The 13605-nt window shown below is 49.8% G+C and carries 15 protein-coding genes; 6 read left to right on the forward strand and 9 right to left on the reverse strand.

The annotated features are described in order from the left end of the window. Window positions 1-97: 97 nt before the first annotated feature. From CLV82_RS06115 to CLV82_RS06135, 5 genes are read right to left on the reverse strand one after another with little or no spacing between them, the layout of a single operon-like run. Window positions 98-895, reverse strand: coding sequence for a TPM domain-containing protein (locus CLV82_RS06115; protein WP_133643391.1), 798 nt, complete (start codon window positions 893-895; stop codon window positions 98-100). Further along, a complete protein-coding gene (locus CLV82_RS06120; RefSeq protein ID WP_133643392.1) occupies window positions 876-1316 on the reverse strand; it encodes a TPM domain-containing protein in 441 nt (146 codons plus the stop codon). The genes CLV82_RS06115 and CLV82_RS06120 overlap by 20 nt, the downstream gene beginning before the upstream one ends. Then, window positions 1317-1916: a LemA family protein gene (locus tag CLV82_RS06125; RefSeq protein ID WP_133643393.1), complete on the reverse strand. Its 600-nt coding sequence runs from the start codon at window positions 1914-1916 to the stop codon at window positions 1317-1319. 10 nt (window positions 1917-1926) lie between these two features. Then, window positions 1927-2256, reverse strand: coding sequence for a MerR family transcriptional regulator (locus CLV82_RS06130; RefSeq protein ID WP_133643394.1), 330 nt, complete (start codon window positions 2254-2256; stop codon window positions 1927-1929). Beyond that, entirely contained in the window at window positions 2256-3233 is a 978-nt protein-coding gene (locus tag CLV82_RS06135; RefSeq protein WP_133643395.1) for a M23 family metallopeptidase, read from the reverse strand. Before CLV82_RS06135 ends, CLV82_RS06130 begins: the two co-directional genes overlap by 1 nt. Window positions 3234-3336: 103 nt before the next feature. On the opposite strand from CLV82_RS06135, the gene alaS reads away from it, so the two are divergent. Together alaS and CLV82_RS06145 are read left to right on the forward strand one after the other, a co-directional pair. Then, window positions 3337-5952 carry an alanine--tRNA ligase gene (alaS, locus tag CLV82_RS06140; protein ID WP_133643396.1) on the forward strand — a complete coding sequence of 872 codons (2616 nt, stop codon included), beginning with the start codon at window positions 3337-3339 and terminating at the stop codon, window positions 5950-5952. A gap of 1 nt (window position 5953) precedes the next feature. Next, the gene (locus tag CLV82_RS06145; protein WP_133643397.1) at window positions 5954-6889 is read left to right on the forward strand and encodes a GSCFA domain-containing protein; all 936 of its coding nucleotides are present in this window, start codon (window positions 5954-5956) and stop codon (window positions 6887-6889) included. 24 nt (window positions 6890-6913) lie between these two features. Here CLV82_RS06145 and CLV82_RS06150 read toward each other — a convergent pair whose 3' ends face one another. From CLV82_RS06150 to CLV82_RS14695, 3 genes are all read right to left on the reverse strand, one after another. Then, entirely contained in the window at window positions 6914-8665 is a 1752-nt protein-coding gene (locus CLV82_RS06150; protein WP_133643398.1) for an aromatic amino acid hydroxylase, read from the reverse strand. A 59-nt stretch (window positions 8666-8724) separates the two neighbouring features. Continuing rightward, window positions 8725-9312, reverse strand: coding sequence for a DUF4136 domain-containing protein (locus CLV82_RS06155; protein WP_133643399.1), 588 nt, complete (start codon window positions 9310-9312; stop codon window positions 8725-8727). A gap of 62 nt (window positions 9313-9374) precedes the next feature. Next, entirely contained in the window at window positions 9375-9533 is a 159-nt protein-coding gene (locus CLV82_RS14695) for a DUF5522 domain-containing protein (RefSeq protein ID WP_166636673.1), read from the reverse strand. A 180-nt stretch (window positions 9534-9713) separates the two neighbouring features. Between CLV82_RS14695 and CLV82_RS06160 the strand changes: the two genes are divergently transcribed. From CLV82_RS06160 to hemL, 4 genes are read left to right on the forward strand one after another with little or no spacing between them, the layout of a single operon-like run. After that, on the forward strand, window positions 9714-10037 hold the full coding sequence (locus tag CLV82_RS06160; RefSeq protein ID WP_133643400.1) for a hypothetical protein: 324 nt from the start codon (window positions 9714-9716) through the stop codon (window positions 10035-10037). A gap of 4 nt (window positions 10038-10041) precedes the next feature. Next, a complete protein-coding gene (locus tag CLV82_RS06165; protein WP_133643401.1) occupies window positions 10042-10965 on the forward strand; it encodes a 1-aminocyclopropane-1-carboxylate deaminase/D-cysteine desulfhydrase in 924 nt (307 codons plus the stop codon). Next, window positions 10956-11795, forward strand: coding sequence for a glucosaminidase domain-containing protein (locus tag CLV82_RS06170; protein WP_133643402.1), 840 nt, complete (start codon window positions 10956-10958; stop codon window positions 11793-11795). Before CLV82_RS06165 ends, CLV82_RS06170 begins: the two co-directional genes overlap by 10 nt. A 1-nt stretch (window position 11796) precedes the next feature. Next, window positions 11797-13083 carry a glutamate-1-semialdehyde 2,1-aminomutase gene (hemL, locus tag CLV82_RS06175; protein ID WP_133643403.1) on the forward strand — a complete coding sequence of 429 codons (1287 nt, stop codon included), beginning with the start codon at window positions 11797-11799 and terminating at the stop codon, window positions 13081-13083. An 85-nt stretch (window positions 13084-13168) separates the two neighbouring features. Here hemL and CLV82_RS14700 read toward each other — a convergent pair whose 3' ends face one another. Beyond that, complete coding sequence (locus tag CLV82_RS14700) at window positions 13169-13345, reverse strand: hypothetical protein (protein ID WP_166636674.1); 177 nt, start codon at window positions 13343-13345, stop codon at window positions 13169-13171. Between the last annotated feature and the right edge of the window lie 260 nt (window positions 13346-13605).

Here is a 13605-nt window from a genome sequence, read left to right on the forward strand (position 1 = left end):
TTTAATTTGCACTCCGCTTTCTAAATAACAAAATTTCAGTGAGACGGTATGACGGTATGACGGTATGACGGTGTGACCGCGTGACGGCAAGCGGCGGCTACCAGCCGCCGCTTGCACCTCCACCCCCAAAGCCACCGCCGCCGAAGCCTCCTCCGAAGCCGCCGCCAAAACCTCCTCCGCTGCCGAATCCTCCGCCGGAACTGCCACCACGGTAACCACCCCGGCCCATATTGCTCAGGATAATCATATCCCAGATGTCGAAGCCGGATCGGCCTTTGCTTCCGGGGCCGCCGCCACGGTTCTTGCGGTTGGCGAGGATGATGATAATGACTACAAAAATGAGGAATGGCAGTATGCTGCCCAGCGGGAAACCTTTGCCGCCACGGGGTTGTGGAGTACCTGTGAATTCGCCCTGTAAGACTGCGAAAATTGCGTCAGATCCCCTGTCCAGCCCGGCGTAGTAGTCGCCTCGTTTAAACTCGGGGATAATGATGTTCTCTATGATCCTTTTGGAGAGGGCATCGGTAAGCGTGGCTTCCGTGCCGTACCCTGTATTGATGGCGATCCGGCGGTCATCCCTCGCCAGGAGTACCAAAACCCCGTTATCCTCATCGGCCTGCCCGATTCCCCAGGCCTGGCCCCATTGGGCGCCGAGGTAATTGATGTTCTCGCCTTCGGTACTGCCGATGATGGCTATCACGATCTGGGTAGAAGTGGTATCCGAATAACGGATGAGCTTTTCCTCCAGGGCTTTTTCCTGCCCCGGGTTCAGCAGGTCTACGTAATCATAGACACTGGTCTCCTTGTCCGGCTTTTCCGGGATCTTGAACTGGGCTGATGTCGTGAACCAGCTGCAAAGAATAAGTATTAACAGGCTAACCTTTGGAAACCTCATTGGATAGTTCGTTTCGGTTTTCCGGTCGCCACGGAAAATGGGTTTTTAATTCCTGCCCGGCGCGCAGTATGCCTTGTACAAGACCTTGTCGGAATTCTTTATTTTTAAAATGAGCCTGCAATATGTCGCGGGTGCTGTCCCAGAAACCCTTGGGCACTTTGTCGTCTATGCCTTTATCGCCCAGGATCACGAACTTGTGGTCCCTGATGGCTACATAGATCAGTACCCCGTTCCTCTCCCGGGTATTGTCCATTTTCAGGTAGTGGAAAACTTCCTTTGCCCGCTCAAAATGATCTTTCGAGGTATGAGGTTCCAGGTGCACCCGGATCTCGCCGGAGGTGTTCTGTTCTGCCTCCAGGATAGCCTGTACAATGGCTTCCTCGTCTTCTGTGCTAAGAAACTCCTCTACCTCGTCTTTCATCTATTCAAAATCAAAGTCTACATCCGGTGCGTTTTCAGAACCGGGATCGGCCTGGTAGCGCGCCATCTTGTCAAAGTCGAATATACCGGCCAGGATCGAATTCGGGAATTTCCGGATGTGGATATTGTATACGTTTACTTCCTCGTTAAAACGGTCGCGAGCGACATTGATGCGGTTTTCAGTTCCCTCCAGCTGTGATTGCAGTTCCAGGAAATTCTGGTTCGCCTTCAGTTCGGGATAGCGCTCCACGGTTACCAGGAGTCGTGATAAGGCAGATGATAAGCCGGTCTGTGCCTGTTGGAAAGCCGCCAGTTTCTCCGGGGTCAGGTTGTCTGCGTCGATGGTGGTGGAGGTGGCTTTTGCCCTGGCCTCAATCACGTCGGTCAGCGTTCCTCTTTCAAAGTCGGCAGCACCCTGTACGGTCTTAACCAAATTCCCGATGAGGTCGTTCCTGCGCTGGTAAGCACTCTCAACGTTAGACCATTTGGTCTTTGCATTCTCTTCGTATTTTACTGCGGTGTTGTTGAACCCGACGGCCCACTGGTAGAGCCCTATAGCGATTACGGCAATGATAATTACCGGGATGATCCATTTTTTCATGGTTGGTATATTAAAGTTGGTTTTTAATTTTTTCTAATTCGGCCTTGATCCGTTCCAGTTTCTGTATGATCTCGAAATTGGACAAGGTTTTTTTTCGTTCTTCCCTTAAATGGGTCTTAGCGCCTTCCAGCGTAAATCCCCGCTCCTTGACCAGGTGGTAGATCAGCTGCAGGTTCTTGATGTCCTGGGGAGTGAATTTCCGGTTCCCCTTGGCATTCTTCTTTGGTTTAAGCACGTCAAACTCCTTCTCCCAGAATCGGATCAGGGAAGTGTTCACGTCAAAGGCCTTTGCAACTTCGCCTATGCCGTAATATCGTTTTTCAGGCAGTTCTATGTGCATTAATCCAGGGATTGGTTTTCTTGGTTGGCAAATTTCAACATGTTCTCGAACTCCTCGGCGGTTAAACTGCCGTAATAGAAGTTGATGGGGTTGATCCGCTCATCATCCTTCCATACCTCGTAATGAAGGTGGGGGGCTTCGGACCTCCCGGTACTGCCGACAAACCCGATCAGGTCGCCCCGCTTAACGCGTTGCCACTTTTTTACGTTATAACGGCTGAGGTGCCCATAGAGGGTCATATAGCCATAGCCGTGATCTATCCGGATATGTTTACCATATCCCGAGGAATTATTGTCTGCCCTGATCACTTTGCCGTCGCCGGAAGCGTAGATGGGCGTACCCTTGGGTGCTGTAAAGTCCATCCCCCAGTGCATTTTCCTTGCCTTTGTAAACGGGTCAGAGCGCCACCCGTAACCTGAAGCCATCCGGGTTAGCTCCTCGTTCCGTATGGGCTGTATGGCCGGGATAGCGGCCAGTAACTTTTCTTTTTCTGCTGCCAGCTTGGTGACCTCGTCCAAAGACTTGGATTGGATGGCCATCTGTTTCTGGATGATATCCACCCGCTTGGCCGTGGCAATGATCATTTCCGAATTATTGAATCCCTCGAGGGATTTGTACCGGTTCACTCCACCAAAACCTGCCCTGCGTTGTTCCGGCGGAATGGGGTTGGCTTCAAAATAAAGCCTGTAGATATTATTATCCCTGTCCTCGATGTTGGCGAGTACTTGCTCCATCTGCTCCAGCTTCCTGTTGATGAGCTCAAACTGCAGCTCGTAATTCTTCACTTCCCTGGCCAGCGACAGTTCCCTCGGCGTGTTGAACAGGTCAGTGTTGAGCAGGATCATCAGTCCCAGGAATCCGAAGATCGCGGAAGCGAGTAAAAACAGGAAGATATTCCGGTATTTTCTGGATTTTTTGGGTTCTATCTTCCGATAGGAAAGCGTATCGGGATCGTAATAATATTTAACCTTAGACATGTATGGATTTTATCCTATTTTTGTGCCTCTGCGGGGTGCGTCTAACAAATATAAAAATTGTTTCGCACAAAGCGCTAAAATTAGTAAAACCTTGCCTTTTTATATGAACTCTAAGGATATCCGTTCTACCTTTTTAAATTTTTTCCGGGACAAAAAACATAAGATCGTTCCATCGGCCCCGATGGTCATCAAGGACGATCCCACACTGATGTTTACCAACGCCGGGATGAACCAGTTCAAGGAGTTTTTCCTGGGGATAAATACCCCTGCGGACAGGAGGGTGACGGATACGCAGAAATGCCTCAGGGTGAGTGGAAAGCACAACGACCTGGAAGAGGTGGGGAAGGATACCTACCACCACACCATGTTCGAGATGCTTGGCAACTGGAGCTTTGGGGATTACTTCAAGAAGGAAGCGATCGAGTGGGCCTGGGAATTACTGACCGAGGTGTACAAGATAGATAAGGACAGGCTCTATATCTCCGTGTTCGAAGGAAGCGACGATGACGATAAACTTACCCTGGACCAGGAGGCTTTTGACCTGTGGAAAACTATTGTCCCCGAAGACCGTATCCTGATGGGGGATAAGAAGGACAATTTCTGGGAAATGGGAGACCAGGGACCCTGCGGTCCTTGCTCGGAGATCCATGTGGATCTCAGGAGTGACGAAGAAAGACAGAAGGTGTCCGGGGCATCACTGGTGAACCAGGATCACCCGCTGGTGGTAGAGATCTGGAACCTCGTATTTATACAGTACAACCGGAAAGCAGATGGCAGGCTGGAACCATTGCCCGAGAAACACGTGGACACCGGGATGGGCTTTGAGCGTCTATGTATGGTGCTCCAGGGGAAACAATCCAACTACGATACGGATGTCTTTACTCCACTGATCGCCGAGATCAGTAAGATCACCAACAAGACCTACGGGAAAGATGAGCAGGTAGATATCGCCATCAGGGTTATTGCAGACCACATCCGCGCGGTATCATTCGCCATTGCCGATGGGCAATTGCCCAGCAATACCGGTGCCGGGTACGTCATCCGCAGGATACTCCGCCGTGCCATCCGTTACGGCTTTACCTACCTGGATACCCAGGAGGCATTCATGTACAAACTGGTAGGCAAACTTACCTCCCAGATGGGCGAGGCCTACCCCGAACTGAAAGAACAGGAACAGCTGGTGACCAACGTGGTAAAGGAAGAGGAACATGCCTTCCTCAGGACGCTGGAGCAAGGGTTGCAGTTGCTGGATAATATGATCGCCGGAATGAAGGGGAAGGTCATGGATGGCCGGAAAGCTTTTGAACTTTACGATACCTTCGGTTTCCCCATCGACCTTACCGCGCTTATCCTGGAAGAAAAAGGGTATTCCCTCGATGCGGAAGGATTTGATGAAGCCATGCAGGAACAGAAGAGCAGGTCTAAGAAAGCTTCTGTAGTTACAAAAGGGGACTGGACCGTCCTCAGTGATGATAAGGAACAGGAATTTGTGGGGTACGATACCCTCGAGGCCGACGTTAAGCTGGTAAAATACCGTAAACTGAGTTCCAAGAAGGAAGGAGACCATTACCAGATGGTCTTTAACCTGACCCCGTTCTATGCCGAAGGTGGAGGACAGGTGGGGGACCAGGGGGTGCTGACAAGTGCTAAAGGTGATAAGATACGGATCGCCGATACCCGCAAAGAGAACAACGAGATCGTGCATATTGCCAGTGAACTGCCGGCAGACCTGCAAGCCACTTACCATGCCAGCGTAGACCTGCAGAAGCGCAGGCTGACGGCGAGGAACCATACCGCCACCCACTTGCTGCACCAGGCATTGCGAGAGGTGCTGGGTAGCCACGTGGAGCAGAAAGGCTCGGCAGTACACGCCAAAGGCCTGCGATTTGATTTCTCCCATTTCGCGAAAATGACCGAAGAAGAGATCGCCCGAGTAGAAGCCTTTGTGAACGAAAGAATAGAGGAGCAACTGCCGTTAAAGGAGCAGCGTGCCATCCCTATGGAAAAGGCCCTGCAAGAAGGAGCCATAGCGCTTTTTGGTGAAAAATACGGGGATGCGGTAAGAACAGTGCGCTTCGGGGATTCCATGGAACTCTGTGGAGGTACCCACGTACAGAACACGGCCGAGATTTGGCAGTTCAAGATCACCTCGGAAGGTGGTATCGCGGCAGGTATCCGGCGAATAGAGGCAATCACCTCCCAAGCCGTAAAAGAATATTACAGGAAAACCGGCGAGGAGCTGCAGGCGGTCAAAGAAGCGCTTAAGAATGCCAAAGATCCTGTGAAGGCTGTAGTCTCCTTACAGGATGAGAATTCGCGCCTGAAAAAAGAACTGGAAGGCCTGCAGAAGGATAAGGCCAAACAATTGCGATCCGAATTACTCGGGGAGCTGGCCGAGGTAAACGGCACCCATTTCCTGGCCCGTAAGGTGGACCTGGATGCGGGGGCGATCAAAGACCTGGCCTTCGAGATGGGTCAGCAGTATGACGACCTGTTTCTCCTGCTCGCTTCTGAGCAGAATGGGAAGGCAGTACTCTCCTGCTATATTTCCAAGCCACTGGTGGCGAGCAAAGAGCTGAATGCGGGTACTATTGTCCGGGAACTGGGTAAATATATCCAGGGTGGAGGAGGCGGGCAGCCTTTCTTTGCCACTGCCGGGGGGAAGAATCCCGATGGAATTGCTGAGGCCCTGGAAGCGGCTAAGCAGTATATAGACTGATATGGAACTTCTTACCAGGGTACCGATAAGCAATTCGGCCCATCCTATAGATTACAGCTCAAAGGTACTGGTCCTCGGATCCTGTTTTGCCGAGCATATAGGGGGTAAACTCGGGTATTACCAATTCCGGTCCCTGCTGAACCCGTTTGGTATCATCTACCAGCCCCAGGCCATTTACGAAATTGTCAGGCGATCCCTGGAGAAGGATCATTTCACCGGGGATGATCTTTTTTTTCTTAACGAACGCTGGCATTGTTTCGCGGTGCATTCAGACCTCAGTCATACCGACAAGGATACGCTGTTGCGCAACCTGAACGGTGCCCTGGACGAGACAGCCGCCTACATAAAGAAAGCCACGCATTTACTGATCACCCTTGGCACGGCATGGGTCTACCGCTATAAAAGAACGGGGAAACTGGTAGCGAACTGCCATAAGGTGCCTCAGCGCGAATTCCGGAAAGAACTATTGACTCAGCCCGTGATCGCTGGTTACCTGGAGCAACTGGCCCAACTGGTGCGCAAGGTGAATCCGGGGTTGCAAATCGTATACACGGTTTCCCCTGTAAGGCACCTCAGGGACGGGTTCACCGAGAACCAACGCAGTAAAGCTCATTTGATCGCTGCGGTACATACCTTGAAAGGAGCGACTTACTTCCCTTCTTATGAACTGATGATGGATGAATTGAGGGATTACCGTTTCTACGGGCCTGATATGGTACATCCCAACGAGATCGCGATCAATTACATCTGGGAACGTTTTAAAGCCTCATCAGTTGCTGCCGGGGCTTACCCCGTAATGGAGCAGGTAGAAGCCGTCCGGAGAGGAAAGGCACACAGACCGTATAATCCCAATTCCCAGGCACATCGCAGTTTCCTGCAATCCCTGGAACAGAAGATTACCGATCTTAAGAGATCATATCCCTTTATGGAATTCTAGATCATTATGGCAGATTCCCTGTGCTCAGGGGACCAGGGTCTGGTCTACCAATGCCAGGCCGTCATCGATCAGGTGCCCCAGGTGGGGATTCTCTTCCTTGACCCGGTTCAGGTGTGCTGCAATTTCCTGCGCAAACTCGTGGTTGTTGCTCTCAACGGCCAGTTCGTATAGTTCCACAGACAGTAACCAGTCGTTAGGATAGTGCTTAACTATTTCCTTGAAAACCTTATTCCTTGATACTGTAGTGTTCTTCCCTTCCCGGAAATGACGGATCTGCTCGTAGAAGGATGCGAGCCTCTTGCGTTCGGGGGAACGGTTGTCCTTAGGCGGGGTCTGGGAGATCTCGTGGGTGATGAGATCAAAACTCTGCAGGTCTGCCGGACCGTTGTAAGCAGAAATGATTCGCTCTCCAACTGCCATGCTGTACAGGTTTTCATTAGAAGCGAAGATCACTTTGTCTTCGTGGGTAACCTTACAATTTCGGAAGGTGATCAGGATGATCTCACCCTTCAGGTTCCTGGTGCCTGTCACGATCTCACCCTCAATGGTCACTCCTCCTTCGAATTCGAGATTCACCGTCTCTCCTTCGTATATATTATAGGCTTTCAGGTCTACCGGGCTCATATCTTCTATGGGCAGGTTGATCCCTTTTAATTTGCCGATGGGGGTTCCGAATCCGGTACTGTGATGACGGGTACTGTGCCCCACCAGTTCGCGATCCCGGAATGCCAGTGCGGCAGGACCCACGGCTTGTACATATACCGGCTTTCCTTCATGGGCGATCACCTCCTTGAATACCCCGGATATCTGTAACCCGGTACTTAGTTCAATGGTGCCCAGGGCATCGGAATGGATGAGCTTCTCAACGCCTTCCAGTCCGCCTTTCCTGAGGGCCATGGTATTGGCAAATTCCTCCAGCACCTGGCTGAGGTACGCAAAGTCGGGCGTTACGAACAACTGTGGCTGGGGTTTGGTAATATCGAACGATGTCTGTGCGGCTTCGATGGAATAGGGGATCTTTTTCACCTTATCAGTCATGCACCAAGCGCTTTCACCGATAGAGGAGAGTAATCCTGCGCCATAGATCTTAGGCTGATCCAGGCTGCCGATCAGGCCGTATTCTACGGTCCACCAGTGGAGGTTACGGATAAGGGCCATTTCGCTGGGTTCGCCCATATTCTCCTGCAGGTATTCTATATGTTTCTCGGCTTTTTCTATTTCGTCCTCGGGGGTGTCTTCAGCCTCCTTGATGATGGATAAATGGCGGACAGCCTCGTAGAGTTCATAATCCCTTGCACTGGAGATGGCCTTACTGCCTATTTCCCCGAAACGCCTGAGGTATTCCGAGTACTCCGGGTTTGCAATGATAGGGGCATGCCCGGCTCCTTCGTGGATAATGTCCGGGGCAGGGGTGTATTCTATGTGGTTGAGCTGCCTGATATCCGAGGCAATCACCAGCACGTTGTAAGCCTGGAATTCCATGAAGGCCGAGGGCGGTATAAAGCCATCTACTGCAACGGCAGCCCAGCCTATTTCCTTCAGGATACGGTTCATCCCGTACATATTGGGAATATGATCAATGCTGATACCAGTTTTCTTCAGGCCTTCGAGATACGAGGAATGAGCAACCTTGCTGAGGTAGTCCACGTTCTTACGCATAACATACCGCCAGACCGCCTGGTCTATAGCTGTATAGGAATCGTAATGCTGTGGCTTTATATATTGCTTTAAATGCTTGGGTAACTTGTCCAGTATAGGATTACTCTCGTAAGACATTCGTTCAAAATTTTCTACCGTAAATATACAAAAAACCGCCCGAAAAGGGCGGTCGAAGTTTATTTGGCACCTGCCCTGTTTGGCGGGTACTCAGCCAGTATTTCACGTACGAATTCTTTGATCCGTGCTTCTTTCTTTTCAATATTTCCTGAATAGTTCAGGGAACCTGCACCGCGGCCCTGCCATACCAGGTCTTTGGTCCTGGCATCGATCAGGTCTATAAAGAGAGAACCTTCTGTCGTGGTGGAAACGTTATAGCCTCCCCAGCCCGGCCATCCGAAGCCATAAGGGTTCCAGGCGTTCCAGCCCCAACCCCAGCCCCAACCCCAGCCCCAGCCTGCGCCAAAGCGGTTGTTGTAGACATCTACCCGTTCTTTTTCCCGGGTGAAAATGCTTACCAGGAGATCGGGATCCTGGGATTTGACAAACCCGCGGGAATCCATCTCGGCTTCAATCGCCCTGAGAATACGCTTCTTATCAAGGTCGGAGATCTCTGCCTGGTCTATCCCTGTTTTATAAAAGGCATAACTTTTGTAAGTATTAAAATCGGCCCGGGTATCGTAATCGGTAGCGACACGAACCGAGACACATGCGCTGGCCACAAGTAATAGCAGTACCGGTAGCCCAAGTAGTTTGAATCTTTTCATAGTATTTTTTTTAGAACAACGTAATTGAAAAAGTCACAAATACCATGCCGAAAGCCCCAGTTTCAGTAACTGTTGGTTTTAGCGTCATAGCCATAAGGACAGTGCCTGCAGCCGCTTTCACAACAATAGCCTCTCTTGAGAAGATACTGTGCAGTGAAAACCCTGTATCCTTCCTTGGTCAGGTAGTAATCTCCTTCCTCGGCAGGAATAAATTTCTTCATGGGGGATCCGTTTTGTTTTTACAAAATTAATGAATTAATAATTTGAAGATACGTGTCCCAATTAGCGTGAAGGTAGGTCAGAATTAACGATTTAACGTAATTTTTTGCTCTAAAACACGGATATGCAGTGGTTTTGGAATTATACCTGTAACTTTAGTTTTATAAAATAAGACTCCGTTTATGATAGTGGTTTTCCGCCCAATCTTTCTTAAGAATTATGTTGGCCTGTCCTTATGGCCACTGATCATCCTCAAGGCCGATGCCTTGCGGAAAGATGCGGTGCTGATCAACCATGAAAGGATCCACCTGAGACAGCAGCAGGAATTACTGATTCTTCCCTTCTATATTTTATACTTCACTGAATGGCTGGTCAGGATGCTCATATACAGGGATGCATACAAAGCCTATAAGAACCTGAGTTTTGAAAGGGAAGCATACGAACAGGAAAGCAAGCTGGACTACCTTCAGAACCGTAAACCCTTCGCATTTATTAAATATCTTTGAGGCCATGAGCCTTAACCTTCCTATCCAGGTCACTACACAACGGGTAGAACTTCCTGTATTGGCGGATGCCGGGGTGATCCTCGATATCCGGAGGGAAGATCTGATCCATCCCATTATCTCCGGCAATAAATACCGCAAATTAAAATACAACCTGCTGGAGGCGAGGAGCAGGGGATGTGATACCCTCCTGACCTTCGGCGGAGCCTATTCTAACCATATTGCCGCTACGGCACGGGTGGGCAAAGAACAGAACTTCAAAACGGTGGGGGTCATCAGGGGTGAGGAACTTGCCGGGCAGGAAGCCCTTAATCCTACACTTTCAATAGCATCCGGGAACGGGATGACCCTGCACTTCATTAGCAGGAAGGAATACCGACAGAAGGACGAACCCGGATTCCTGGCATCCTTACAACAACACTTTGGGGATTTTTACATGCTTCCCGAAGGGGGAACGAATATCCTGGCCGTAAAGGGTTGTGAAGAAATACTGGCAGGATCTGACCGGGAATACAATTATATCTGCTGCAGTGCCGGGACAGGAGGTACCCTCGCAGGACTGATCAACAGTGCACATAAACACCAGCAGGTCATAGGCTTTCCCGCACTTAAAGGTTCTTTTTTGAAGAAAGATATTTGTAACTTTGCCCGGAATCAAAACTGGTCCCTGGAAGAAAATTACCACTTTGGCGGGTATGCTAAAGTAACTGAAGAGCTTATCCATTTTATCAATGACTTCAGGGAAAAGACAGGAATTCCGTTAGACCCGGTTTATACCGGGAAAATGATATACGGAATTCTCGACAAGGCCAGGCGGGGGCATTTCTCCCCGGGCAGCAGGATACTGGCCATACATACAGGAGGATTGCAGGGAATTGCAGGGATGAATGAAAAATTGATGAAAAAGAATCTACCAACACTATGCCTATAAGATCATTGGTGACAGCCGTGGTTTTACTTGTCTTTTTGGCCGGCTGTGGCAGCAAAAAGCGTACGACCTATAAGAAACCCGAAAGGACTGTCGTGGAGCATACCAGGGCTGAGAATACCCCTCCCGGGGAGAAGGATATATACCCTATGCCGGAGGATGATGGTAAGTTTGTGACCATACAGATTACCGATATACAGGATTATATAGACACTTTCTCCGAGATTGCACAGTTCGAGATGAAAGCCTACGGGATCCCGGCCAGTATTACCCTGGCCCAAGGAATTTTGGAAAGTGGTTATGGACAGGGAGAACTCACCCGTAAAACGAATAACCATTTCGGGATTAAATGCCATACCGGCTGGAACGGGGCCTATGAGTCGCATGATGACGATGAGAAAGGAGAGTGTTTCCGGAAATACAACCATCCTATGTATTCCTTCAGGGATCACAGTATATTCCTGTCAACCCGTGCCCGCTACGCTTCCCTGTTCGACCTTCGGCGGGATGACTATAAAGGATGGGCTCACGGACTTCGGGCCGCTGGTTACGCTACAGACAGGCGCTATCCCCAGAAACTGATCGACTTCATTGAAAGATACCAGTTGTACAAGTATGACCGGGAGGTGTTGCAGGAAGGGTATAGTGTAAAGCGCGAGCCAAAGGCCGTATTCTACACCCAGCACACCGTGCAGAAAGGAGATACCCTGTACTCGCTTTCCAGGAAATATTTTATATCGGTTCTAGACCTGATGGAACTTAACAACCTGAAGGATCACAACCTGGCTATTGGACAGGTACTCAAGATCCGGACTGAAAACAGCAGACAGTAATATGAGATACCAAAGAAGCAGTGCGCTCTTTAAAGAGGCACAGCAGTATATACCCGGTGGTGTGAATTCACCGGTAAGAGCATTTAAGGCAGTTGGCGGAACCCCGGTCTTTGTGAAAGAGGCCAAAGGGGCTTATTTCTATGACGAAGATGGGAATGAGTATATTGATTTTATCGCTTCCTGGGGGCCACTTATCCTTGGCCATGCCTACCAACCTGTCCTTGATGCCGTGATCGAGAGTGCTAAAAAAGGTACTTCCTTCGGGATGCCGACAGAACTGGAAACCAGGATCGCAAAACTTGCGGTCTCCATGGTTCCGGGGATAGATAAGATCCGTTTTGTAAACAGTGGGACAGAAGCATGTATGAGTGCTGTCCGCCTTGCCCGGGGTTTTACAAAGAGAGAGAAGATCATAAAGTTTGCAGGCTGTTACCACGGCCATGCTGATGCTTTCCTTATACAGGCGGGGAGTGGTGCGGTAACCTTTGGTACACCTAACAGTCCCGGGGTCACCCAGGGGACTGCCAAAGACACCCTGTTAGCCGCTTATAACAACCTGGACCAGGTTAAGCAGCTGGTGGATGCAAACCCGGGCGAGATTGCAGCGATCATCCTGGAGCCGGTGGCCGGGAATATGGGTTGTATCCCTCCCAAAGAGGATTTTATCCAGGGCCTTCGCACCCTCTGTGACAAGGAGGGGATACTGCTGATATTTGACGAGGTGATGACGGGATTCCGTCTTGCTAAAGGTGGTGCCCAGGAAGTACTTGGTGTTCGGGCAGACATCGCGACCTTCGGGAAGGTCATCGGGGGCGGGCTGCCGGTAGGTGCCTTTGCCGCCAGGGAAGAGATCATGAGTCACCTTGCGCCGGAAGGACCGGTATACCAGGCCGGGACCTTAAGTGGGAACCCATTGGCGATGAGTGCAGGTTATGCTATGCTCACAGCCTTGAACGACAACCCCGGAATATTTGATAGCCTTGAAAAGAAAACTGCTTATCTCCACGAAGGAATGATCCCTGTTCTTGAGCAGAAGGGAATACCTTACCAGGTTAACCGCTTTGGTTCTATGATCTCCCTGCATTTTTCTGAACAGGAAGTGACCGATTTTGCCAGTTCGGCGGCAGGTGATCACGACATGTTCAATAAATATTTTCACGGCATGCTGGATAGGGGAGTTTATCTTCCACCCAGTGCCTTTGAAAGCTATTTTCTTAATGATGCACTAACTATGGATGACATGGACCGGGTGCTCACGGCATTTTCAGAGACTATAAAGAGTCTCTAGGAGTCAAACCTCTTTTACCTATAAATAACAAGGGCGCGGAATTTCCGCGCCCTTGCCTTTAAGAACCAAATTGGAGTTCCTTAAATCATTGTACAAATTCCAGTTGGACTACTGCCTCTGGTGTGAGTTCTTTAGATTTACCATCTTTTACCGCATCCACAACAACGTCTTCCCGAGTAGGTTCAGGAGATGTCAGTTCATAGATGCCAATGGCTGCTAAAAAGCAAACAAAGTAGAGCAGGCTTTTGATTTTGTAGGACATAATTTGGGGTTTTAATATAACTAAGATAGGCTCTTAAGTCACATACCCTGGCAGGATGTTGTGAACTCCGGGTATTTTGCTGTCAATTCCCGTAAAGTTGTGGTGAAAGTCGAAGCAGTAATTTTCCGGTGGTCCAGGAGTTGCAATTCATCGGTAAAATCGGCTGTTCCGAGGTGTTATGTGTTGATACTAGAGTACTTAGGTTGTTAAACTAAACCTAAAATTGTAACAATCCTGTTTCTTTCCAGTCTTATTAAATA

Source organism: Zeaxanthinibacter enoshimensis (assembly GCF_004362865.1).
GTDB classification, from domain to species: Bacteria; Bacteroidota; Bacteroidia; order Flavobacteriales; family Flavobacteriaceae; genus Zeaxanthinibacter; species Zeaxanthinibacter enoshimensis.